Annotated in this window: 22 protein-coding genes, 1 tRNA gene and 1 pseudogene; 10 read left to right on the plus strand and 14 right to left on the minus strand. The window is 66.3% G+C overall.

Annotated features, from left to right (window positions below):
• Window positions 1-57 precede the first annotated feature (57 nt).
• Entirely contained in the window at window positions 58-966 is a 909-nt protein-coding gene (locus ON38_RS30450; protein ID WP_039828536.1) for a bile acid:sodium symporter family protein, read from the plus strand.
• On the opposite strand, the gene ON38_RS30455 is transcribed toward ON38_RS30450, so the two are convergent.
• A complete protein-coding gene (locus ON38_RS30455) occupies window positions 949-1,419 on the minus strand; it encodes a MarR family winged helix-turn-helix transcriptional regulator (protein WP_083873227.1) in 471 nt (156 codons plus the stop codon). The two genes, ON38_RS30450 and ON38_RS30455, sit on opposite strands and share 18 nt — an antisense overlap.
• Before the next feature lie 56 nt (window positions 1,420-1,475).
• Here ON38_RS30455 and ON38_RS30460 point away from each other — a divergent pair, with 56 nt between their 5' ends.
• The gene (locus ON38_RS30460; protein WP_039828537.1) at window positions 1,476-2,315 is read left to right on the plus strand and encodes an amidohydrolase family protein; all 840 of its coding nucleotides are present in this window, start codon (window positions 1,476-1,478) and stop codon (window positions 2,313-2,315) included.
• Window positions 2,316-2,554: 239 nt separating this feature from the next.
• Here ON38_RS30460 and ON38_RS30465 read toward each other — a convergent pair whose 3' ends face one another.
• The gene (locus ON38_RS30465; protein ID WP_245564414.1) at window positions 2,555-3,199 is read right to left on the minus strand and encodes a sigma-70 family RNA polymerase sigma factor; all 645 of its coding nucleotides are present in this window, start codon (window positions 3,197-3,199) and stop codon (window positions 2,555-2,557) included.
• Between the two features lie 382 nt (window positions 3,200-3,581).
• Between ON38_RS30465 and ON38_RS30470 the strand changes: the two genes are divergently transcribed.
• From ON38_RS30470 to dhaL, 4 genes are all read left to right on the plus strand, one after another.
• Window positions 3,582-3,830, plus strand: coding sequence for a hypothetical protein (locus ON38_RS30470; protein WP_039828538.1), 249 nt, complete (start codon window positions 3,582-3,584; stop codon window positions 3,828-3,830).
• Between the two features lie 25 nt (window positions 3,831-3,855).
• Window positions 3,856-4,314, plus strand: a complete 459-nt coding sequence (locus ON38_RS30475) for a hypothetical protein (RefSeq protein WP_039828539.1) — start codon at window positions 3,856-3,858, stop codon at window positions 4,312-4,314.
• A 108-nt stretch (window positions 4,315-4,422) separates the two neighbouring features.
• On the plus strand, window positions 4,423-5,424 hold the full coding sequence (locus ON38_RS37785; protein ID WP_039828540.1) for a dihydroxyacetone kinase subunit DhaK: 1,002 nt from the start codon (window positions 4,423-4,425) through the stop codon (window positions 5,422-5,424).
• A gap of 13 nt (window positions 5,425-5,437) precedes the next feature.
• The gene (gene dhaL / locus ON38_RS37790; RefSeq protein ID WP_039828541.1) at window positions 5,438-6,115 is read left to right on the plus strand and encodes a dihydroxyacetone kinase subunit DhaL; all 678 of its coding nucleotides are present in this window, start codon (window positions 5,438-5,440) and stop codon (window positions 6,113-6,115) included.
• Window positions 6,116-6,390: 275 nt separating this feature from the next.
• Here the strand turns inward: dhaL and ON38_RS30490 are convergent.
• A tRNA-Asn gene (locus ON38_RS30490) sits at window positions 6,391-6,463 on the minus strand.
• A gap of 200 nt (window positions 6,464-6,663) precedes the next feature.
• Between ON38_RS30490 and ON38_RS30495 the strand changes: the two genes are divergently transcribed.
• Window positions 6,664-6,912, plus strand: coding sequence for a hypothetical protein (locus ON38_RS30495; RefSeq protein WP_039828542.1), 249 nt, complete (start codon window positions 6,664-6,666; stop codon window positions 6,910-6,912).
• Between the two features lie 12 nt (window positions 6,913-6,924).
• On the opposite strand, the gene dnaG is transcribed toward ON38_RS30495, so the two are convergent.
• The 4 genes from dnaG to ON38_RS30515 form a co-directional block, all read right to left on the minus strand.
• Entirely contained in the window at window positions 6,925-8,850 is a 1,926-nt protein-coding gene (dnaG, locus tag ON38_RS30500; RefSeq protein WP_039828543.1) for a DNA primase, read from the minus strand.
• Window positions 8,851-9,042: 192 nt separating this feature from the next.
• Window positions 9,043-10,290: a deoxyguanosinetriphosphate triphosphohydrolase gene (locus ON38_RS30505; protein ID WP_373281264.1), complete on the minus strand. Its 1,248-nt coding sequence runs from the start codon at window positions 10,288-10,290 to the stop codon at window positions 9,043-9,045.
• Window positions 10,291-10,358: 68 nt separating this feature from the next.
• Window positions 10,359-10,931: a YdcF family protein gene (locus tag ON38_RS30510; RefSeq protein WP_083873230.1), complete on the minus strand. Its 573-nt coding sequence runs from the start codon at window positions 10,929-10,931 to the stop codon at window positions 10,359-10,361.
• A 368-nt stretch (window positions 10,932-11,299) separates the two neighbouring features.
• Window positions 11,300-11,479, minus strand: coding sequence for a hypothetical protein (locus ON38_RS30515; RefSeq protein ID WP_157182009.1), 180 nt, complete (start codon window positions 11,477-11,479; stop codon window positions 11,300-11,302).
• A gap of 457 nt (window positions 11,480-11,936) precedes the next feature.
• Here ON38_RS30515 and ON38_RS30520 point away from each other — a divergent pair, with 457 nt between their 5' ends.
• Window positions 11,937-12,839, plus strand: coding sequence for a cutinase family protein (locus tag ON38_RS30520; protein WP_083873231.1), 903 nt, complete (start codon window positions 11,937-11,939; stop codon window positions 12,837-12,839).
• Between the two features lie 174 nt (window positions 12,840-13,013).
• Here the strand turns inward: ON38_RS30520 and ON38_RS30525 are convergent, their stop codons facing one another.
• The gene (locus tag ON38_RS30525; protein WP_157182010.1) at window positions 13,014-13,883 is read right to left on the minus strand and encodes a hypothetical protein; all 870 of its coding nucleotides are present in this window, start codon (window positions 13,881-13,883) and stop codon (window positions 13,014-13,016) included.
• Between the two features lie 241 nt (window positions 13,884-14,124).
• Window positions 14,125-14,313 (minus strand): annotated as a pseudogene (locus ON38_RS35400) (MBL fold metallo-hydrolase); the annotation flags it as partial.
• A gap of 26 nt (window positions 14,314-14,339) precedes the next feature.
• Here ON38_RS35400 and ON38_RS30530 point away from each other — a divergent pair.
• Together ON38_RS30530 and ON38_RS35725 are read left to right on the plus strand one after the other, a co-directional pair.
• On the plus strand, window positions 14,340-15,755 hold the full coding sequence (locus tag ON38_RS30530) for a recombinase family protein (protein ID WP_039828548.1): 1,416 nt from the start codon (window positions 14,340-14,342) through the stop codon (window positions 15,753-15,755).
• A gap of 823 nt (window positions 15,756-16,578) precedes the next feature.
• Window positions 16,579-18,384: a hypothetical protein gene (locus tag ON38_RS35725; RefSeq protein ID WP_085995521.1), complete on the plus strand. Its 1,806-nt coding sequence runs from the start codon at window positions 16,579-16,581 to the stop codon at window positions 18,382-18,384.
• Window positions 18,385-19,599: 1,215 nt separating this feature from the next.
• On the opposite strand, the gene ON38_RS30535 is transcribed toward ON38_RS35725, so the two are convergent.
• From ON38_RS30535 to ON38_RS30555, 5 genes are all read right to left on the minus strand, one after another.
• Window positions 19,600-20,055 (minus strand): hypothetical protein, encoded by a 456-nt coding sequence (locus ON38_RS30535; RefSeq protein ID WP_051165495.1) that lies wholly within the window; start codon window positions 20,053-20,055, stop codon window positions 19,600-19,602.
• A 33-nt stretch (window positions 20,056-20,088) separates the two neighbouring features.
• The gene (locus tag ON38_RS30540; protein ID WP_039828549.1) at window positions 20,089-20,919 is read right to left on the minus strand and encodes a DUF2637 domain-containing protein; all 831 of its coding nucleotides are present in this window, start codon (window positions 20,917-20,919) and stop codon (window positions 20,089-20,091) included.
• Window positions 20,916-21,272 carry a hypothetical protein gene (locus tag ON38_RS30545; RefSeq protein WP_039828550.1) on the minus strand — a complete coding sequence of 119 codons (357 nt, stop codon included), beginning with the start codon at window positions 21,270-21,272 and terminating at the stop codon, window positions 20,916-20,918. Before ON38_RS30545 ends, ON38_RS30540 begins: the two co-directional genes overlap by 4 nt.
• A complete protein-coding gene (locus ON38_RS30550; RefSeq protein ID WP_039828551.1) occupies window positions 21,269-22,327 on the minus strand; it encodes a hypothetical protein in 1,059 nt (352 codons plus the stop codon). The genes ON38_RS30545 and ON38_RS30550 overlap by 4 nt, the downstream gene beginning before the upstream one ends.
• Window positions 22,328-22,374: 47 nt before the next feature.
• On the minus strand, window positions 22,375-22,734 hold a 360-nt coding region (locus ON38_RS30555; RefSeq protein ID WP_039828552.1), incomplete at its 5' end, for a hypothetical protein.

Here is a 22,734-nt window from a genome sequence, read left to right on the forward strand (position 1 = left end):
TCCGCTTGACGGGACGCGAGCCCCCGGGCGAGACTCGGCCGTCGGAAGGATGGACCTATGGGGTCGATGGTGTTCGCGGTCGCCCTGCCGCTCGCACTCGGAATCGTCATGTTCGGTCTGGGCCTGACCCTCACCGTCGATGACTTCGCCCGGGTGGCGCGCTTTCCCAAGGCGGCGCTGATCGCGTTGACGTGTCAGCTGATCGTGCTGCCCGCCCTCTGCTTCGGCCTGGTGCGACTGTTCGGCCTCGACGGGGCGCTCGCGGTGGGCATGATGCTGCTGGCCGCCTCACCCGGCGGTACGTCGGCGAATCTGTTCAGCCATATCGCCGGTGGCAATGTCGCGCTGAACATCACGCTGACCGCGGTGAATTCCGTGCTCGCCGTCTTCACGCTGCCGATCGTGGTAGGGCTGTCCTATTCGGTGTTCCTGGACGACGGCACCGGCATCGGTCTGCAACCCGGCAAGTTCCTCCAGGTATTCGCGCTGGTTCTCGTCCCGGTGGCGCTCGGGATGACGGTGCGCCGGCTGTTCGCCACCTGGGCGCTGCGGATGCACACCACCGTGAAGATCGCCGCGGCGGTGGTGCTGGCGCTGGTGGTCGTCGCGGCACTGGTCTCGGAGTTCGACGCCTTCACCGAACATGTCGGGCAGCTGGGCGCCATCGCCCTGCTGCTGTGCGGATGCAGCCTGCTCATCGGTTATGCGGTGCCACGTGCGTTCGGGGTGGAACAGGCGGATGCGATCGCCGCGGGTATGGAGATCGGCGTGCACAACGCGGCCCTGGCAATCACCATCGCGGTGACCGTCCTGGGCAACGAGACCATGGCCGTTCCCGGTGCGGTGTACGGATTCCTCATGAACATCCCCGCGGCCCTCGCCACCTTCCTGTTCGCCCGTTCCCGCCGCTCCGGCCCGGCTCCGGCCCGGCCTACTCGGGCTGTGCCCTCACCCCCGGCCGGGTGAGCTCGCGTCGTCCGGCGGGTCCGGGAACGCCGCGACGGCCGAATCGAGCGCGTCCAGCAGTTCGGCCAACCGCGCCCGGCCGTCGCTGCCGAGGGCGTCGAGAACGAGACCGTTGAGCACTTGGTAGGTCTCCTGCGCCCGGCCGACGCTCTCGGTCCCGCGGGCAGTGAGGAACAGGGCGACCGCGCGGGGATCCTGGTCGCTCGCCCGCCGCTCGACGAGACCGGCGCCGCGCAAGCGCCCTATCGCGGTGACCACGGCGGATTCGCCGAGCCGTAGGCGCCGGGCGATATCACGCTGGGAGCAGCCCGGATCGTCGGCGACCACGGCAAGGATGCCGGCCTGTGCCGTGGTGACACCGGCGCTGTCGATCAGCAACTGGTCGGACTTCTTGCGCAGCGAATGAGCCACCTGCTGGATCCGGCCCATCAGTCGGTACGGGTCCCTTGCCATCCTGCCCGCCTCTCAATACTTTGATAGTGAAGTATATCCGTCGGAAGGAGCCGTCCATGGGTGCGATCGACGTCTGGGCCCAGCAGGTGGGGCCGCGCATGGCCCGCGAGCCCTGGCTGGCCACCCTGCTGCGCTGGACCGGCAAGGAGGCCGCCGATATGGTGCCCGGTATCGACCGGACGCTCGCGCGGATGGACGCGGCGGGAGTGGATCTCGCGCTGCTCTCGGCCTGGTACGGACCCAGCGGCCCGCTGATCACCAACGACGAGGTGCGGGCCACTGTCGAACATGCGCCCACCAGATTCCGCGGCCTGCTCGGAGTCGACCTCCGCGATCCGGTGGGCGCCGCCCGGACCGTCCGCGAGCTGGCCGGCGACGTCTTCGTGGGCGTGCGGGTCGTGCCCTGGTTGTGGGAGCTGCCGCCGGACCACCGGCTCTACTACCCCGTCTACACCGCCTGCGCCGAAGCGGGCATACCGCTGTGCACCCAGATCGGGCACACCGGACCGCTGAAGACCTCCGAGACCGGCCGGCTCATCCCCTACCTGGAGCGGGTCCTGCTCGATTTCCCGGAACTGGTGGTGGTGGGTGGCCATGTCGGATTCCCGTGGCTCGACGAAGTCGTCACGCTCACGGTCAAATTCCCGAACTTCTACGTCGACACCTCCGCGTACGCGCTCGACCGGCTACCCGCGGCGTTCCTCGACTACGCCCGGACCGTGGGTCGTCGCCGCGTCATGTTCGGCACGAACTGGCCGATGATCGATCCGGTCCGGGCCCTGCGCGACCTGGCGGGCCTGGGCTGGGACGAGGAGCTGCGGGCCGATTTCCTCGCGGGCACCGCCCGACGGGTGTTCCGCCTCCCCGACCCCCCGGCCACGCAGGACGAGTCGTGACCACGGTCGAGCCGGGCCGCGCCGAGATCACCCGCGAGCACGCTCCCACGCTCACCCGGCAGCACAAGTCGTTCCACGCGGGGGCCTCGACGCGATCGCCGATACGGCCGGTGGCTACGCGGCCCCGTCGGACCGGGTGGCGACCGGTCGCCGGACCCTGATCCGCCTGGAAGACCGTGCCGATCGCCGAGCGTCGGCGCTACCGGCGTAGGCGCCTCGGCCGCGGGCCCACCGCCGGCTCATTCCCGGGAGGTGAACGGCCCCGCGACGATCCGGCTGCCGGTGATCGACAGATCGGTGTCGAAATCGCATTCGATCACCGCGCTGGTGAACCGGGCCGATCGCTCGTAGATCTCGGATACGTGGCCGGTCAGCCAATGCGCGATGCCCAGCGATCCGACGCCGGTCACACCCGCGATATGGACGATGACCCGGCCGTCGGCCACCTGCCGGGCGAGGTAACCGATATCGATCCGGTTCGTACTGTCGGCGCGGAACGGAGAGCCGTACCGGTGCCCGGAGGCCTTGTCGACGAGATACCAGGTGCCGTCATCGTTCTCGAAGCGCAAGGCCGGGTCGGCGGCGAGCAGTCGGCGCGCCACCGGGGCCGCCTCCGGCTCGCAGATCACCACGGCGTCACCGGCCGGGACGTCCTCGGTGTCGGGTTCGATCTCGAAGTGCGTGGAGGCCATGGACAGGCGAGCCAGGTCGACTTCCACCCGCTGCCGAGTCGCCTGGAAGCTCACGTCGAAGTGCGGATGTTCGCGTTCGTCCTCGTCGTCGGCCGGCCGGGGAATTCCGACGGCCACCGGGCCGACACCGAAGAACGCGCGTTCGGCCGGCGGAGCGCTCGTCCTGATCTGGCTGATGCGGCCCTTCGTCACCCCGAGGAGTTCCGCGATCTCGGGTGAAACTGAGACCGGCCCGATGGGCTTCCTCGATCGCCTCTCGGCGAAGTCTCGCCAGCTCGGTGGCCCGTTGCTGGTACAGCGTGATCAGTTCGGTGGCCCGCTGACCACGGCGCACCGGGTCCGGATCGCTACGGACCTCGTCGAACTCGTTGGCGCCATCCACACTTGCGAGTTTAGAGAGCCTTGACGGCAAACCGGCAGCGGCCGTAAGGTTGCGTTTATACCCCCTCAACCACCCAGGGACCGCGTACGGGTCTGGTTTATGGGGGATAAACCCATGCTCGTCCCTCATGTTCCGCTCTCCGGCCCGAGTTAGACGTCCCTGTTCAATCCAGCGAACCTGCGAGGTCAGACCATGCCCGAACAGCGCCCGCCGCTGCCCATCCGGACCACCAACCGCGCCATGGCCGCGACACTGCGGCTCTGGCAGACCACCCGATGCACCGACCCGGCGGTCCTCGAACGCATCGCCACCGGACTGCGTGGACTCACCGACGAGTGCCCGCGGGACCGGCACACCCCCGGCGCTCTCCCGGCCGAGCTACCCCCCGGCGCGATCGCGCGGCACCCGGTCCGGCAGCACCCGGACGATCTCGACGCCTGACCACCACCAGCCCAGAAAGACAGACATGCCACAGCACGGCGAACCGGTGTGCGGATGCCGCATCGCGCCCTGGATCCACACCGGAATGCTCGTACCGAAATCCGCACCCGGGCTCTACTACTGCCCGGAGAAGTCGTACTGCCTCCACGGCACCCGGCTGCGGCACGGCCGGATCGCGAGCCACTGGCGCAACGTTCCCGGTGAATGCCCCTGGGTGGGAATCACCGTCGTCGACACACCGATCTGCGAGTGCGGACGCGGGCCGTGGATCAACCTCCGGCAACTACGAATTTTCCTCCGCGAGAACCTCATCGGCCCGGTCACCGCCGTCGGCTGCCCGGGATTGTGCCCGGGAACCCTGGTACGGGTCGACGGCGAACGGATAGTCGACCATCCGCGCGACAATCGGACCCGGTGCGCCTGGTCCGGCACGCGGATCATTCCTCTCGGCACACCCCCGCCACTGTTCCCGCCGACCCGCTGAGCCCACCCCGGTGCGGCCCGGGCAGCCGAACGGTCCGTGACAGCGACGGGCCGCGCGGTACGGGCCCCACTAGTATCGGTCGACAGTCGATCGAAGGAGAACGACCGCGTGCGCCGACAGATTCTCAATCAGCCCCAGACCGCTCCCGAGGAGGCGCTCGAGGGGCTCGCGCTCACCAATCCGACACTCGTCCGCTATGACCGCGCGCGTGGCATCGTCACCCGGGCCACCCCGGCGAAGGACAAGGTCGGGCTCGTCTCCGGCGGTGGATCCGGCCACGAACCCTTACACGCCGGTTTCGTCGGCCACGGCATGCTCGATGTGGCCGTACCCGGCGCGGTGTTCGCGAGCCCCACGGCGCTCCAGGTGCACGAGGGCACCGTGGCCGCCGACTCCGGGCGGGGTGTCGTGCAGATCGTGAAGAACTACACCGGCGATGTGCTCAACTTCGAGATCGCGGGCGAACTGGCCGGTGACGACAACGCCGTCGCCACCGAAACCGTGCTCGTGGACGACGATCTGGCCACGCAGACCGCGGACGACGACGGGCCGGGCCGCCGCGGTACCGCGGCCGTACTCGCGGTCGAGAAGCTGTGCGGCGCGAGCGCGGAGGCGGGCGCCGATCTGCACGCGGTCGCCGAGATCGGCCGCCGCGTCGCGCGCAATGCCCGGACGCTCGCCTTCGCGCTCGGCGCCGGTACACACCCCGGTGGAACCGCGCCGGCATTCACACTCGAACCCGGTGAGGTCGAACTGGGTGTCGGTATCCACGGCGAACGCGGCACCGGACGGGTGCCGTTCGCCGACGCCGATACGCTGGTATCGCGGCTGGTCGACCCGCTGGTCGCCGAACTCGGCCTGGCCCGCGGGTCCGCGGTCATCGCCCTCGTCAACGGTCTCGGCGGCGCCTACCCCATCGAACTGTCCATCGCGGCGCGCGCGGTGCACCGGCAACTCGGCGGGCGCGGGATCACCGTCGCCCGGTCGCTGGCCGGCAGCTATGTCACCTCCCTCGATATGGTCGGGATCTCGCTGACCCTGCTGCCCGCGGACGCGGATCTGCTGCCGCTCTGGGACGCACCCGTCCGCACGCCGGCCCTGACCTGGTGAAGGAGCCCTGCTCATGAACAACGACGCACTACCCGCGGGATTCGGACAGCGTTGGGTGCACACCATGTTCGACGCTTTTCTCGACCGCACCGAAGCACTCGCCGATCTCGACCGTCGCGCCGGTGACGGCGATTTCGGCGCCAATATCGCCGCCGCGCTCCGTCGCGCCCGCGAGAACATCGACACCGCGGCCCCCACCTCCTACGCGGACCGGCTGACCGCGGTATCCCGCGGTTTCCTGGGCACCGGCGGAACCAGTGGACCGCTTTTCGGCATGTTCTTCCGCGAACTCGCCCGCTGCGCAACCGGTGCCGAACCCACCCTGGCGGAGTTCTCCCGCGGCCTGACCGCCGGTGTGGCCACCGTACAGCGGTACGGGAAAGCGGAGGTGGGGCACAAGACCATGGTCGACGCGCTCGCACCGGCCGCCGAAACCCTCGCCGGCCGCGTCACCGACAGCGATCCCGTCACAGCACTCACCGCCACCGCCGCCGCGGCGGTGAAGGGCGCGTCCGGCACGGTATCGCTGCTGGCCAAACGCGGCCGGGCCAGCTACGTCGGCGAGGTGGCGCGCGGCGTGCTCGACCCGGGCGCGGCCGCCGCCGCCCTGATCCTGCAGGCCGCCGCCGCGGCCTGTGCGGAGCCGCCGGGTGATATCGACACCGGGTGGCTCGACGACGCGACCGCCTGAATCGTCCGGAGGGTACGGACGATCGGACCCGGCACCGGATCGGCCGGACGATCCGAGCCGCGCCCGGTTCATAGGTTCATTCGATAGCAGCGGTGAGCCGATTGCCGATCATGGCGCCACCGGCCGACGACGAACCGCCGGCCCGCGCGGGTCTGCCGGCGGCTCTGGATGCCCATGCGATGAGCCGGAGTAGGGAAGCATCCCCGACGTGGCGGACCCGATACGAACTCGGCCCCGACCACTCGGACGAGTCCGCTGATCAGGGCCTGTTTCTGCTCCCCCAACTGGACTCGAACCAGTAACCTGCCGATTAACAGTCGGCTGCTCTGCCAATTGAGCTATAGGGGATTGCTCGGTGGCCTCGCCCGTACCGGGCTGACCGAGAGGAAACTCTAGCGTATGGGTGGGTGCGCGCCCAAATCGCCGGGTCGAGCATGGATGGGAGGCCGATCGGGGGCTCGACCGGCCGCGGGGGACCGGATCGACAGGTGTCGGTGCGGTCGGGCAGGATGGGTCAGCACGGACGACTGGGAGGAGCTCCACCCACAATGTTGCGGTTGATCATCGGTATCGCTGCCGGTTATGTGCTGGGCAGTAAGGCCGGGCGGGCACGCTATGAGCAGATCAGCGCGAGTGCCCGTGCGGTCGCGGGGAGTCCGGTGACGCGCAAGCTGGTGCAGGTGAGCAGACAGAAACTGTCGGACAAGTTGAGCACCCGGCCGAAGCTGGAGCCGATGGAGCCGCTCGACGAGCGCACCACCGTGATGGTCCCGCACGATCAGCTACGGCGGCGGTAGTTCCCCGCCGGCTCAGGCGGCGCCGAATTCGCTGGTGCCCATGGCCTGTTCCAGCAGGCTCTTGCGGTACTGCTCGAGGGCGACGAGATCGGCGAACAGCGCCATATAGGTCTCCGGTTCGTCGACGGAGGAGACGCGGTGCAGCCGTGATTTGAGTTCGGCGATCTGCCGGCCGACCAGGGCGGCCTGGGCGTTGGCGAGGACCCCGGTGATGAATCGGGGAATATCACCGGTGGTCTTCACCGGTAGCGGTTCACTGGCCAGTTCGGAGACCAGCGCGCGCAGCGTGAGGTCATCGGTGTGGTCGCTGATGGCGCTCACCCAGTCCGCACCGGACAGGCCCGCCGACACTCCCCCGGCTTCGGCCATGAGCGTGCGTACGGCGATGTAGGCCGGGTGGGTGAAGGCGTCGGCCTCGAGGGCGTCGAACGCCGGACCGGCGATCTCCGGATATTGCAGACCGGCGGCGAGGGCCTGGCGCTGGGAGCGCAGCACCGGGTCGCGGGGGTCGGGACGGGCCGCGGGCGGTGTGGGCCCGGACTGCTCACCGCGGGGTGCCCGGGTGGGCGGGGCGGCCGCCGCGCCGCGCAACTTACGGGCCTCCTCGTCGACCCGGCGGTACACCAGCTGCGGATCCTGCCAGCCGGTCCATTCGGCGAGCTGGGTCGCGTAGCGTTTGCGCAGGCCGTGATCCTTGATCTGGGCGACGATGGGCACCGCCCACCGCATCACCTCGACCTGGCTGTCGTAGGTGAGGGCCCGGGTCCGGCTGTCCTCGCGTTTGGCGATCTCCTGCCGCAGCGCGAAATCGAACAGCGGCTCCCGGCGGGCGACCATATCGCGCAGGGCGGCGTCACCGGACTGCTGGCGCATCTCGCAGGGGTCCTGGCCGTCGGGCGAGACCACCACGTAGGTCTGCCCCGCGACCTTCTGGTCACCGAGGAATGCCTTGAGGGCGGCGGCTTGACCGGCGGCGTCGCCGTCGAAGGTGAAGATGATCTCACCGCGCCAGAAATTGTCGTCCATGAGCAGCCGGCGCAGGATCGCCAGATGGTCGTCGCCGAAGGCGGTGCCGCAGGCGGCGACTGCGGTCTTGACCCCGGCCAGATGCATGGCCATCACATCGGTGTAGCCCTCGACGACCACAGCCTGATGCCCCTTGGCGATCTCCCGTTTGGCGTGCTCGAGACCGAACAGCACCTGAGATTTCTTGTACAGCAGGGTCTCCGGGGTATTGACGTATTTGCCCGGCATGGTGTCGTCTTCGAAGAGTTTGCGGGCGCCGAAACCGATCACATCGCCGCCGAGGTTGCGGATCGGCCACAGCAGACGCCGGTGGAACCGGTCGATCGGGCCGCGCCGGCCCTGGCGGGACAGCCCGGCCGCCTCGAGTTCCTTGAAATCGAAACCCCGGTTCAGCAGGTGCTTGGTGAGCGTGTCCCAGCCGTCGGGGGCGTAACCGCAGCCGAACTGGGTCCAGGCGGTCTCGTCGAAGTTGCGGTCGGTGAGGTACTTGCGGGCGACCGTGGCATCGGGCCCGCGCAACCGTTCGACGTAGAACTCGTGAGCGGCCGCATTCGCCGCCACCAGCCGCGACCGGGTACCGCGGTCGCGCTGGACCGAGGTCCCGCCGCCCTCGTAGTTGATCCGGTAGCCGATCCGGTCGGCCATCTGCTCCACGGCTTCGACGAAACCGATGTGCTCGATCTTCTGCAGGAAGGCGTACACATCGCCGCCTTCGTTACATCCGAAACAGTGGAACAGGCCGTGGTTCGGCCGCACATGGAAGGACGGGGACTTCTCGTCGTGGAAGGGGCACAGCCCCTTCATCGAGTCCGCCCCGCCGCGCTTGAGCGCCACGTACTCGCCCACCACATCCTCGATCCGGACGCGCTCCCGAATGGCGGTGATATCGCGAGCAGGTATTCGTCCGGTCACGGGGTCGAGTCTAAGCGAGCGTCTCCGCGGCGGAACCCGAGCACCCTGACGGCTGCGTGCATACCGCCTTGCCCGGGAAGATGCGGAGCCCGTACGTGTGCACCCAGCCGTACACGTACGGCGACCGGAGTGAAGAACCGGGGTCACGAGGGCCCCGACCCGACCCGCCGGAGGCGGGGCAAGAAGACACTGTCACGAATCGAGGGTGGCGGCGATCCGCTCCAGGCGGCTCTCGGTGTAGGAGGCGATCTGGTCGACGATCACCCGGACCCGGGCGCTGTCGTCTGCGGCGGTCTCCCACCAGGGCAGCAGCAGCGGATCGAGCGCGGCGGGGCCCGTGGCGAGCAGGTGTTCGGCCACGGCGGTGAGCCGGGCGCGCTGTTCGGCCTGCCGCAATTTGTGGTCGGGATCGGACATGACGTAGCGCAGCGCGACGGTCTTCAGGACAGCGACCTCGGCGGCGGCCACCGGCGGCACCACCAGGTCGGCGGAGTAGCGGGCGAGCGGACCGGTATGGGCCGCTCGCGTCGCCACGACCGCCGCGTTGGCGAACCGGCCGACGAGTTCGCTGGTGAGCCGTTTCAAGGCGACCGAACTGGCGAGGGTGCCGTCGTAGACGAACACATCCGCGACGACCGGGAGTTCGGACAGCCGCTGCGCGGCGGCCACCAGATCATCGACCGAGAGGCCGCGATGCTGCACATGCCCGAGTTCGGCCAGCGCGACGCGCTCCACCGGATCGGCCAGGGCGCGCAGATCGATCCGGCCGGCGATGATGCCGTCCTCCACGTCGTGCACCGAGTAGGCCACATCGTCGGACCAGTCCATCACCTGGCATTCCAGTGCCGGACGCCGATCCGGAGCGCCCTTGCGGACCCAGGACAGCCGATCGGCGTCGGCCTCGTAGGCGCCGAATTTGCCACCCGCCTCGGTGCGGTGCCAGGGGTATTTGATCGCGGCGTCGAGTGCGGCGCGGGTGAGGTTGAGCCCGACACTGCCGCCGTAGGAATCGAGGACCTTCGGTTCGAGCCGGGTGAGAATCCGTAGATTCTGGGCGTTGCCCTCGAACCCACCGAAATCGGTGGCAAAGATATCCAGCGCTTTCTCGCCGTTGTGACCGTAGGGCGGGTGGCCGATATCGTGCGCCAGACCCGCGAGTTCGGCCAGATCGGGATCACAGCCGAGGCCGTCGGCGATACCGCGGCCGATCTGGGCGACCTCCAGCGAATGTGTGAGCCGGGTTCGCGGCGTGTCACCGTCGCGGGGACCCATCACCTGGGTCTTGTCGGCGAGGCGCCGTAGCGCGGCAGAGTGCAGCACGCGCGCACGGTCGCGTGCGAATTCGGTGCGGTGCCCGTTTCCGTGGGCGCCGGCACCGGCGAGGCCGGCCGTTTTGGGCGCCTCGACGACCAGGCGTTCACGGTCGTGCTCGGTGTAGATCACCGCACCCAGTCTGCCATCGGGCCGTGACCGGCCGGGAGGTCCGGCGGCACCGGCGGGTGAAGGGTTCACTGCCCGGCGGTGTAGTTGAAATCCGCCGAGAAATGGGTGAGCTGATACCAGAGCAGCGCGGCGGTCTCCCGGGCGATACCGTGCGCCTGCGATTCCCGGGTGTACACCGCGGGACCGGTGCGGGTGGGCGCGGTCCAGGCGTCGAGGCCGGCGTCGCGGGCCATGGTGCGGGTGCGTAGCGAATGCCACGGATCGCTGACCAGCACCGCGGAGCCGAGTCCGCGTTCCTGCATCGCGGCGGCGACCGCCTCCACACTGCGTAGCGTGTCGGAACCGGTTTCCACCGCGACGATGGCATCCTCCGGGACCCCCGCCTCCATCAGGTACATCTTCCCCGAGGCGGCCTCGGTGTACAGATCACCCTCCTGCTTGCCGCCGACCGTGATGACCAGGTTCGATACTCCCTGCCGGTACAGGCTCGCCGCCTGATAGAGGCGGGCCTCGAATACCGACGACGGTGTGCCGGAGTACTGCGCGGCGCCCAGCACCACGATGGCGTCGGCCGGTGTGTAGTCCTCGATCCGCGCCACCTGCCACACCCGCACGGCGGTACCGCCCACCAGGATCATCCCTACCACCAGGGCGCCGCCCAGCAGCCGCCCGGCCCAGCGCAGGATCCCGGCACCGATCCCGCGCGCGGCACCGGAATCGGCACGCGAATCCGGTCGGGTACGCACTGGGGTCCATGTCACGCCACAAGTCTGCCAGGCAGCTTCCGGGCCCCGGACACCGCGCGAGCCCGAACGCTCCACCCCGCCGTCACCTACGGATTCGATATCGGCACTGGTCACAGCAGTACGGAGCACTCGGACACGCTGTGCGAGCCAGGAGCTGGACTGTTCGAGGATCCGTTCGGCGGCCGCACGGCCCGCTCTTGGGGCCCGAATCGTTATCAGCGACCCGCCCGCAGCGGGAAGAAGACCGCCCGCCGCGGACCTCACCCGCCCACGCGCAGCGACTCTGCCACGGCCCGGAGACTCTGCCACAGCCCGGAAACCATGCCGAGCATCTGTTTCTCATACGCACGCACTCCCGCGTGCGGCGCCCCGGGCGGCGCGCCGAGCCGGCGGCACAATTCGGCGGCGTCCCGCAGCGCGACCGCCACACCGTTGCCCACCAGGATCACGGTGTGGACCGCGTCACCCGGCAGGGTGACCGGGCCGGTCTCCCGGTGCGGTAGTGGTTGCGCGGTCCGGACCGTCGTACACCGCCGGCACCGGCGCGATCCGCTCCCCCGCCTCCTCGAACACGCCGCGCGGACCGAGTGCGCGCGGCACACCGGGCGGGCCTCGAAACCACCGTGAGCGGGTGAATTTCGCGGCACGGCGCCGCCGGACGGTGAATATCCCGTTGATCAGGGCCGAACACCGGTAGATTCGACTTTCGGAACGGGCGTCGATGTGCTTGGCTATCCCTCGGCGAGATCTGAAGTGCCTCTGATCCATTACTCGGGGACCATGAACTCGCACCCACATGTCACACCACACAGGTGTGGCTTGCCCGTCGACTGTTTTGGGAATCCTGGGAACAGGTGAACGGCCGGTGGCCGTCTCGGTGAGCACATGGAGCACACGATGTTTTCTCGATGGAAGAGCGCCACCGCCGGCATGGCGGTAACCCTCGCGTCGGTCCTCGCCCCCGCCGTGGCCACGACCGCCCACGCGGCGCCCGCCAACTGCCCCGACCTGTACGTGGTCGCGATTCCGGGCACCTGGGAGACCTCGAAGGCCGAGCCCGGCAAGGGAATGCTCGCCCTGGCCGCCGACGGCCTGCCGGGCAATTCCCACACCGATTACGTCGCCTACACCGCCACCGCCTTCCCCTGGGAGGGCGAGGTCTACGGTCGCTCCAAGAACGAGGCGGTCGCCGGAGCCCGCGGACTGATCTCCGATGTGGCACGACGCTGCGGCAACACCCGATTCGCCTTGCTCGGCTACAGCCAGGGCGCGGACGCCGCCGGCGATCTGGCCTCCGAGATCGGCACCGGGCTCGGCGTGGTACCCGCGGACCGGGTGGGGCTGGTCGGCCTGATCGCCGACCCCCGCCGCTCCCCCCTCGACAACCTCATCGGCCCGCCGGTGCTGGGCGCCGGGGCCGGCGGCCCCCGGCTCACCGGCTTCGGGTGGCTCAGCAACCGCACCTACACGTTCTGCGCGGTCGGCGACCTGTACTGCTCGACTCCCGAGGGTGATTTCGCCGCCCGGATCGCCGGGTTCTTCGCCCAGGTCTCCAACGCCGACCCCACCCAGCTCGGCAACTACCAGACCCTCGGAATGCAGCTGCTCAACGACGCCTTGGCGGCAGGCGGGCTCGGTCTGCTGCACGACCAGCTCAACAACAACGCCTACGAGGAGCGTAAGAAGCAGGTCGACGATTTCGTGAAGTCCGGTATCCACCAGAGCTACCCGAGCTACCAGGTGGCCGGTGGCGTCACCACACTGAACTGGCTGCGCCAGAAGCTCATCGAACTGTCCTGAGTCAGCCGGCTCCCGGCGCCGTCGCCGCGGTCGCCGGGAGCGGTGCGGGTGCGATCCGGACCTTCCTCCGGACGCGCGATCACCATATGTCGATAATCGGTACGGTCCTGAAGTGGGCACGAATCGATTCGGGCCCGAAGTCCGGGGCTCCCAGCCTCGCTACGTCCCGCACTCTCAGCCGCCGGGAGGGTCGAAGCGGATCATTCCCAGCAGCGCGTCTTTCAACTCCAGCCCGTCGGTAGGTTTCTTGGCGTACATGTACATGCCCTTCCCACGGGGGTCCTTTTTCTCTTCCTCGGTCGGCGGTCTGAGCTTGTCCCCGTCGTAGACGAACAGGACACCGGGATCGCGATCTCGTGCCATGAAATCCTGTACGACGCCGGTCCCTATATGGGTCCAGGGTCTGTTCGGTTCCGATCCGCCGTGCACGCGCGCGTCCTCCACGATCTTCGGCACTCCGAGGCCCGGTTCCGCCGAGACCCAGCGGAACTCCAGATCCGTCTTGATCAGTTTCCCGCCTTGCTCCGCCTGCATCTTGTCCAAGAGCCCGATAAGCCTGTTTTCCTCCGCCGAAAACTTCTTTCCCCGCATTTTCTCGAATGTCGCGAGCAGCTTGGCGTCGCCGACCATGTTCTGCAGCGAAAGCTTGTCGGCGAGACTCGCGAAGGCATCTCTGTCCGCCTGGGTCAGTCTCAGCACGAAATGTTGCGCGCGATCGGATTCCGGCCCGTCGTCGCGAGAACCGGTGACCGGCGAAAGAGCTTCGTTTTCCAGTGGGGGCGATGCCTGTTCAGGGCGTGCTGCGGGCAGTCCGGGAAAGTCCGGCGGCGGCTTCTCCGGGCCACCCACCGGGATCTGCCGTGTGCCGCGTTCTTCGGCGCCTTGGTAGGTATCCGCCGCTCGATCGGCGCGCACCGCGATGCCGTCCACACTGTCGTGGAAGTGGCCGCCGGTCCGTTTGCCGAGCAGTTCTATCAAGTCGTCCCGCAACCGCCGGACCAATCCTTTCGCGGTTTCATCAGGGAAACCTTTCACTGTGGACAACCCCCCGATCGACACGCCGACGGATACCGAGCGCAGACCTCATGATGTACCGGCGGCAGTTTCGGCTGCCGCACGGCCGTGCACAGTTCGGCGGCCGACGCCGAACTTCGCCGCCGGGCCGGCCTCCGATGCTTCTGTCGGCGCGACCGACCCATGCCGGCAGCGCACCGACCCGTTCCAACGACTCACCTCCCACGCGCTCCCGCGTCTCCCCCGCGCCGAGGCGGCCTCCCGCCGGGATCTACCAGCCCCGGCTCTTCCATTCCGCCAGCTGCGGCCGCTCGGCACCGAGGGTGGTGTCGTCACCGTGGCCCGGGTAAACGACCGTATCGTCACCGTAGCGATCGAAGAGCTTGGCCGTCACCCCGTCGAGCAGAGTGATGAAATCTTCGGGGCGCCAAGTTTTCCCCACGCCACCCGGAAATACAGAGGGGACTCAGCGGGTAATATCACATCATGGCAGGTAGAGCCGCGATTTACTGTCGAATCTCCGAGGATCCGCGCAGCACCGAGAAGGGGGTCGGTCGGCAGCGTGAAGACGCAGAACGGCTGGCGGCCGTTCGCGGATGGGAAGTCGTGCGAGTCTTCACCGACAACGATGTGTCGGCCCTCGGCAACAAACACCGCCGCGACTATGAAGCCATGCTGGACGCTGCGGTGCGCGGAGAATTCGAGCACATCGTTGCCTATGGCCTATCCCGCCTGTGGCGGAACCGGAAAGAACGAGCTCACGCAATCGAAGTCCTGTCGAAAGCCCGTGTAGGCATCGCCCTGGTCAAGGGGTCCGACATCGACCTCACCTCCGCAGCTGGTCGCATGTATGCCGGCATCCTTGGAGAGTTCGACACAGCAGAATCGGAGATAAAGGGCGAGCGCATTGCCCGCGCTGCGAAACAACGCGCCGAAGAGGGTCGGGCAAATGGGGCCTGCGCCTATGGGTGGACGCGCATCTACCAGCGAGACGCGGCCGGGACCATACTCGGCTGGGAAGACGTGGAGGATCCTCCAGCTGCCGCTGTCGTTCGGGGCATCGTCGCAGACCTACTGGCGGGCCACTCCGTACACGCCATCACGCGCCGCCTGAACGAGGCCAATGTGCCGACGCCACTACAGCGAGGCCCGTGGCGCATGTCGCACATCCGCAAGCTTGCGCTCCGGAAGATGAATATTGCGATCAGGACACACCGAGGAATCGAGTACCCCGCCGCATGGCCGGCCATCGTTGACCGCGACGACCACGACCGGGTGACCGCCATCCTCACCGATCCGAGCCGCAAAACAACCAAGGGAGGGGCGCGGCGGCACCTTCTGACATACGGCATTGGACGATGCGGTAAGTGTGGATCGAACCTCCGCGTCGCGAATAAGGGCGGGGCGCACATCCTCTATGTATGCGATAGCAGCAGCGGGTGCGTTGGGCGGCGGGTCGCGTGGGTAGATGAGCTCGTAGCATCTATCGTGTGCGCCCGCCTGGCCAAGGCCGATGCCCGAGAGCTGTTCATGACCGACGACACCACCGGCAGCGAAGCGCGAGTACGTGCGGACGCGATCCGGGCACGCCTCGACGGAGCTGCAGATGCTTTCGCGGACGGCGCGATAGACGCGCAACAACTTGCACGGATCACAGCGAGGTTGAAACCAGAACTCGCCACCGCGGAGGAGGCTGCTGGCCAGTCTGCAAGAGGGCTTGATCGGTTGCTCGTCTCGCAGATCACGAGCAAGGACGCTCGCAAGGTCTGGGACAGCCTCGCTGTCACGCAACAGATCGCAGTACTACACGCCCTCAGCGTTCGCGTGACAATCCTTCCGGCTCGAGGAGGACCGGGCTTTAAACCAGAGAGCGTTCGAATCGACTGGGCCGGGACGGACTAACTACCTCGGTTCCATGGCCGAGATCGGTCGTCTCGACGGGTCGGCCTAGAAGTTGTCCGACTCCGCGGCCTGTGCATCTGCCAGCGAGGTCAGGCTGTCTGCCGCTTGAACGTCAGGAACCTGAGTCTGGTGAATCTCAACGACGAAGCTGCATAAGCGCTTCCGCGAAACGTTTGGCGTAGTCGAAACGATGGTTGACAGAACATCCTGGCGTGAGTGTATGACCGGCGAAAGGACCGTCGTGGAACTCTGGCCCCTGCTAGTAGATGACCTGATGACAGGCCCGCGCTCAGTCGAGCGACAATTGAGGCCTCACATGGCCGCCGTAGCAACCAATTCAACTTCCATTTCGGACGCAACGGAAGTAATAACCAAGCTATGCTCAAAGTGGGCTGGCGGAGCGATGCCAATCATTCCTGTCCACCCTGATGATCCAACAATTGACCCTCGACTCCTAAGGGTCCTTCAACGCAGCGCAGTTGACCGGATCGATGGCCGCAATATAATCGCAGATGAAATAGCCGACAAGCACTCACCCAATCCACATGGGGCAACTCAGCATCTGTTCTTGCAGCTTGTAGAAGAAGAGACACGTCGCAGCGTGCAAACTTGCAGGGGAATTTCATCAGAGGATCCCTGGTACGTATCCTATCTGGGAACATTTGGCGATCTCCCAAAGGGAGCTAACCGTGAATTAAACCGTCGCTTATCGCTTAGAGATAACTTGCGGTTTGACCATCTTGTCGACATCCAAGAGTTCGCTTCCAAAGGATCCGCGCGAGACCTTTTGGAGAGTTCGGTCGGCCAGCGACATATATCAGCCGTGGAGTTGACCCGAATACGACTCCCCGCCGGTTTGTCCGGAACTTACAACAGAGGATTCCCCGCCACATCACGCCTCTCCAAAATTGGAAATACTACTCAAGCCAAATTCGGACCAAATATAGTGGTTGTATACAGACCCGGCAGCGTAGCCGATTTAGCGCTTCTCTGGAATCTTCGCGCAAGGTTTACGCACATATCCGGATTACCACTAGCTGTCCCTCTCACAGAAACGATCGCCGAGGATCTCGAAATAGTGGCCGGTGCAGGAGGCGCAAGTCACTACTTTGGCTTTGGGCATGATATCGCACTAACGTCCTTCTCCGTAGATCCTAGCGAACTAGCAGAAATAAACTCACCAATAGCCGTTGAGATAGTAGACCCATGGGATCTAATCGGAGAAATCTACGGCTACTGCGTCTCGTCCGTGGAAGTTGCACAGTTTGACAATGGATCTGCCACGATTCCAGAATTCTCTTCGACGGACATCAAGGAGCTCGGGCAATCGTTTCTGGGAAGATCCGAAGCGACTTGGCTCACTCTGACTACTATCGTCAAGAAAAACGAGCTACCCTACTCCGCCACTATGCGGAGCGGTAAGCACTGGACAGAACCTGGCTATTTACGGGGAAAGATTTCCGGTGTCGGCAAGTTAGACGAGTTCGTAACCATATTCCAACCCTCCGGAATGGAGGTTCTTCGAGCGCTCGGAAAAGACCATTCGCTTGACGTGAAGCCGAGCGAACCGGGAAAGGCGGCTGAGCACCTAATACGAGCGACAAATGGGGAAATATCTATGATCACCTCCGAGAGGGTAACCAACCTATTGACGGAGATGAGTCGCCGCGGACACGCCAGCTTGGTCAAACGTCGACTTGACCAGTACTTGGCAGGCACGGTACCCGAAGACAGCGACAGATACGAGGAGCTCCGCATCAAACTAGATGCTGCGATCGGTTCGCCAGACCTTGAAGAGATCGGCTATATGACGTTCAATCGCATCAAACAGATCCTCGGCGTATCCAGAACTGCTGCGTCGAATTGGGTGAAATGGGCATTGGAACATCGCATTCTCGTCCGAGGATTCGAAGCGTCCTGCCCATCTTGCAGCCATCACCAGTGGCGAGCTCTTGCAGATTCAGTACCCGAGCTTGTCTGTCATGGATGCGGTCGAATAATTACCGACCCTTTCGGACCCGATCGGATTGAACATCGTTACAGGGCGAGCGAGACGCTCCTGCGAGCCATGAGCAGCGATGCATTGTCACCAATTCTTGCAATGCGCTACGTGTCGAAAATATTAGGGCAATCATTACTTGGGATGTATCCCGGAATCGAGCTATTCGAGCAGGGGGAAAATTCGAATTTTGCCGAAATAGATTGCTTAGGCGTACTCAGGAGCGGAAAGCTGATATTAGGCGAATGCAAAACACGAGCGAGAGGACTGAATGATCAGGAGCTAGAAAAACTGTGGTCGGCCGCAGACAGGGTGGATGCAACTTTTACCTTCTGCGCCACGCTCGATCGTTCAGAAAAATGCGACGATCCATGGAAGATAATAGAGGATCCGAATGGAAGACCGCATTTTTCATTGACAGCGGAGCATGTCTACGACATAAGAGCGATCGGGCCAGCATACGGCGAAGAATACTTCGGATGGAGGACCAAGTTTCCTGTAGAACGATTCGGATCCGACGGAGAGGATCCAGATAAATCCATGATCAAAACTTTCGAAGAACACATAGTAATTAGCCAGTCAGATAATCAAATGTGGCGGAGAGCCCAATGGGAGACAAACTACGACTAATGGCCATCCACCAGAACAGTCGAGAGCGGATCCCGTAGAAGACCTTTCGGTGGGATGGCCTCCGGCTCTTCTCTCTGCGAGTGCCTGCCACGCGGCGAGCGGCGGGGGTCCGGCGGGCAGAGCCCCCGCGCGCAGCCGTAAGGCTGCGAACACCGTAGTGGAGCCAGAGTTTCCAGCGTGGTGGGTGTGTCTCTCCGCTCGGCCTGGGGCGGCTCGATCACAGGGGCACCGGATGTCAAGGGTGGCGCAGCCATCGGCGCAGCCGACGCCGTAGGCGCCCTTGATGTCCGGTGGTCGTGTGATAGCCCCAGATAAGGCCGAACGGAGAGGCGCACTCACCACGATCCTGTGCGGAACACAGGCGAGAGCTTCAGCTCTCGGACGAGTGCGCCCCGCGCGCTCGCACCACCACCGGCACGTCACCCGGCCCTCGACCACGCCGCGCTTGCTTACCGGGCCGATCAGTAGACCGCCGGAGCCGTCCATGACGCCACCACCGACCTCGTATGCCAACGCCACCACCCTGCCAACGCACCGGTACCCACCCAAACGTAACCAGAGTCTTTTCTCTTTTCTTCTGTCTCCCCACCCCTCCTGAACTGAATTGATTTTTGAATCCCTCACCCCCTCAGTTCCCAATCTCATGCGCACGAAGTGTGTATGAGATTGGGAACTGAGGGGGTGAGGGATTCACCGGCGCGCAGCGCCGGTCTATGCAGGTCAGGAGGGGTGGGGAGACAGAAGAGGCGGTGATAAAAGTTGTGACAACTTGTGACCGCGTTTGGCGGGCGTTTGGCCCGGTTTTATCACGGTTTTCGCACAGCAACCCGCTGGTCAAGATCAGGTTTTCGGCGCCCCAGGGGGCGCCATGCGCGGCCTGCCGGCCGCGTGCTCCTGGCGGGACGCCTGCATTGTGTTCGCGCGCCCCTCCAGCCTCAAGGGCGCTGCGCGTCGCCTTCGGCGATGGCCTGCGGCCACCCTTGACCCCGGAGCCTCTACGCGCGAAGAGCAGGCGATAACGGGCAGGCCGGGGGCCTGCCCGAGGTAGGGGCGCACGCGCCCCGCCAGGAGCAGAAGAACCCGCGCCCGCGGCGGTTCCAGCATGGGCGACAATGATCGTGTCCGGCCAGGTCCCCCCGAAGCCGGACATGCGGAAGGCCCCTGCCGATTGGGACTCGGCAGGGGCCTTCTTGCTGGTCAGAACCTGGTTGAGGGTTACTCGTCGTCGTCCTGGCCCAGATAGGCGGCGACCTCGGCGAGGCTGTCGTCGGTGGGCGGCTCGTACTTGGCCCGATACAGCTTCGGCGGTGCGTAGTCGGCGTTGAAGGCCTGGCCGGTGCCGGTGTACTGCACGGTGACCCGGGCGCCGTTGCGCAGATCGTCATCGCCGGCCGCGAGGATCGCGGCCTTGATCGCCTTCTGCATGCTGCCCCGAACGAACAGTTTCCGGGCGCCGTCGTCCTCGGCGTCGGTGCGCTGCTCGGTCAGGATCACCACCTCCAGCTGCGGCACCTCACGGCCGCCGCGCATCTTCGGTTTCCCGGTCTTGGGGTCTTTCTGGGCGGTCAGCTCCTGGGAGATCACCACACCGGTCACGGTGGCGCCGGGCCGGTCGTTCTTGCCGAACGCGCTCCGGATGACCTTGGGCTCATCGGACATGATCCACGACATAACAGTTACTCCTTGGTTACTTTATGGGTTGGGTTATCCGGCGATGTACCGGACGTTTTCGGGCGCCGCGGGCAACGCCAGCGGCTCGATGGTGGTGCTGTCGCGCTCGGCCTTCATGCGGGCGACGATCTTGCCGACAGTGCCGTGATGCAACTCGACGATCACCGCGATCTGGCGGTAGGACAGACCCTCTCGGTGCAGCTGCCAGATCTCGGCGTCGCGGTCGGCTGTCGCGTCGGCGACGGCCGGTGTCGCCTCGATATGGGCTGCTGTCGCCCCCGTGTCGCCCCTGGTGTCGCCTCCTGTCGCCTGGGCGACAGTGGGTGTCGCCTTCGGTTCGGGGGTGCGCGGGACTTCCATCAGCGCGGTGAGCGCGTGGGTGACCGCCAGGCCCGCGACCGGGGCCGCTCCCGCGACCGCTGCCGCCGCGATCTGGGGCAGTTTCAGCCCGTCCGCTGTCCAGGCGTGGACGCCGTTTCCGAGCAAAGACAGCAGCTCAGCGGCGGCGAGTTCGGCCCAGAAGAACCAGCGGGTGGCCTTCGGGATCTTCACTCCCGCCTTCTCGCGGTGGTTGAGTGTGACCAGAGCGAAAGCGGCCTGCAGGATCGGTCCGTCCACGATCACCGGTGCGCCCCACGCCAGCATGGGGTCGATGCCGGCCATCACCGCGACCCCGTGCAGCGCGATCGCCGACCACGCGAACGCCGCGATCGACACCGCCGCCAACGTCAGCAAGGCGACAACCTCGGCGACATTCCACGGCGTACCCGACTGCTCGGGCGACACCTGCGCCGCCGAACCGTCGCCCACGGCGACACCCGGCGACAATGTCGCGTTTCCGGGCGACAAAGTGTCGTCGTTCATCGTTCCATTCCTCCTCGATCACGGTGGGAGACCAGCCCGGCGAAGGCGTGGCCGTAGATGGGCTTGGGAACCATGCGTTCCCGACCGGCGTCCAGCGCGTGCTCGGACGCGATATCGAGCGCGTCATCGAGATCGCGGGCAAGTTCCCGGTTACGGTCTTCCAGCTCGGCGGCGCGGTGCTCGGCCGCGTCCCGCTCGCCGGTGACCGCCGCGAGTTGCTCTTCCAGGTCCGCGGCACGCTGGTTCGCTGCGATCAGCCGGGCCTCCAGCTCGGCGTAGGACTCGGGGCCGTAGGGACGCAATGGGGTGAACCCGTCAGCTTGGGACTGCTGACGGATCTCCACGGCGGTCACCGCTCGATCCCTTCCCGCTCGCGCCCGCCGGCCAGGTCCGCGAAGGCGTGGCCCGGGATCGGGGCCCGGCCGCACTGGCGAAGCTCGGCGGTGCGGGCCGCGGCGAATGCCGAGGACACCACCGGCCGGGGAGCGTGGCTCGCATCGACCGAGAAATACGGCCGCTCGACGCCTTTCAGCTCTCGGACCTGCTCAACGCTGCGATTGAACATCGAGTCGAGCCCGATGGGGCCGGGACGGTGCTGCTCGATCTGCTCGACGGCGTCGGCGTATTCGCTGCGGTTGGAGTAGGTGCCGGCCGCGAGTGTGCGCATGTCGCGCCACTCGGTGCGGGTGTCGTTGCGGGTCACCCACGGTTCGGCGAGCTCGTGCATCTGCTCGGTGATCCGGAAGTACTCGCTATCGGTGACGGTCTCGCCGCGCTCCTGGTCCAGCTGATAGACCCGGGCGAAGTCCGCCCGCAGCAGCCGCTCGGCGTGATACGAGCACGAATCGGCGTAGTGGTTCGGGTTCGCCGGATCCGCCTCGCTCGTCGGCCGTGACCGGCCAGCCTCGGCGCTGAACGGGTCCCGGGCCTCGTTCCACTGCCCGCGGCCGGCCATCTCCCGGGCCTGCCGCTGAGAACGCCACTCCTCGTCGCTCATCGACTCGGTCCAGCCGTCGACCCGTTCGATGATCACCTGCTCGTAGAGCTGTTCCATCGAGCCGGGCCGCCGCCGCCAATCGTCGGCGGCATCGGCCAGGTACTCCCAATCCATGCGCGCCTCGAAGTCGTCGTGGCGCTCCCACTGGAGGCGGATCTCATCGGCCTGACGGGAAAATTTCTTGAATTCGCCCAGGTCACTGACATTGCGAGCCTCTTCCAGCAACCGCGTGACTCGTACGACATCGGCGCGCATCTGCTGTTCGACCTCGCTGGTCACGCCCCGCCGGGCGTAGTAGGCCTTCGTTCCGGGATCGCTGGCCCGCTGCTCGTCGGCGTAGCGCCGCAGACGCTCCGGGTCCACCACGAAAGACTCCGCAGCGGTGGTGGCCGGGGTGTTCGTCTCGGTCATGGGTGTTTTTCCTCCCTGATCGGATCGGTTGGTAGTCTGCGGGCTGGTCACCGCTCCATGCCTTCCCGCTCGCGGTCGTGGCCGTTGACCAGACCGGCGAAGGCGTGGCCCGGGATCGGTTCCCGCGCCGCCCGGCTGGCTGTACCGGCTGTGCCAGCACCGTTGTCCTGACCGCCGGAGGCGACGACCCGCGACTGGTCCGGCCCGGACTCGCGCTCCTGGTGTTTCTGTTCGGCCGCGTACTGCTTCGAACCGCCGCTGAACCACCAATCGCCGAACTCGCTGCGGAGGTGGGTGTTGAACTCGTCCTGCGGCATCGAGTCGGCACGGTCGGAGATCTCGCGGACTTTCGCCCAGACGACCGGCAACGCGGTTTCCGAGCCGCGCGCGGTGTCCAGGACCGCGTT

This window comes from Nocardia testacea NBRC 100365, from assembly GCF_000308775.1.
Classification (GTDB): domain Bacteria; phylum Actinomycetota; class Actinomycetes; order Mycobacteriales; family Mycobacteriaceae; genus Nocardia; species Nocardia testacea.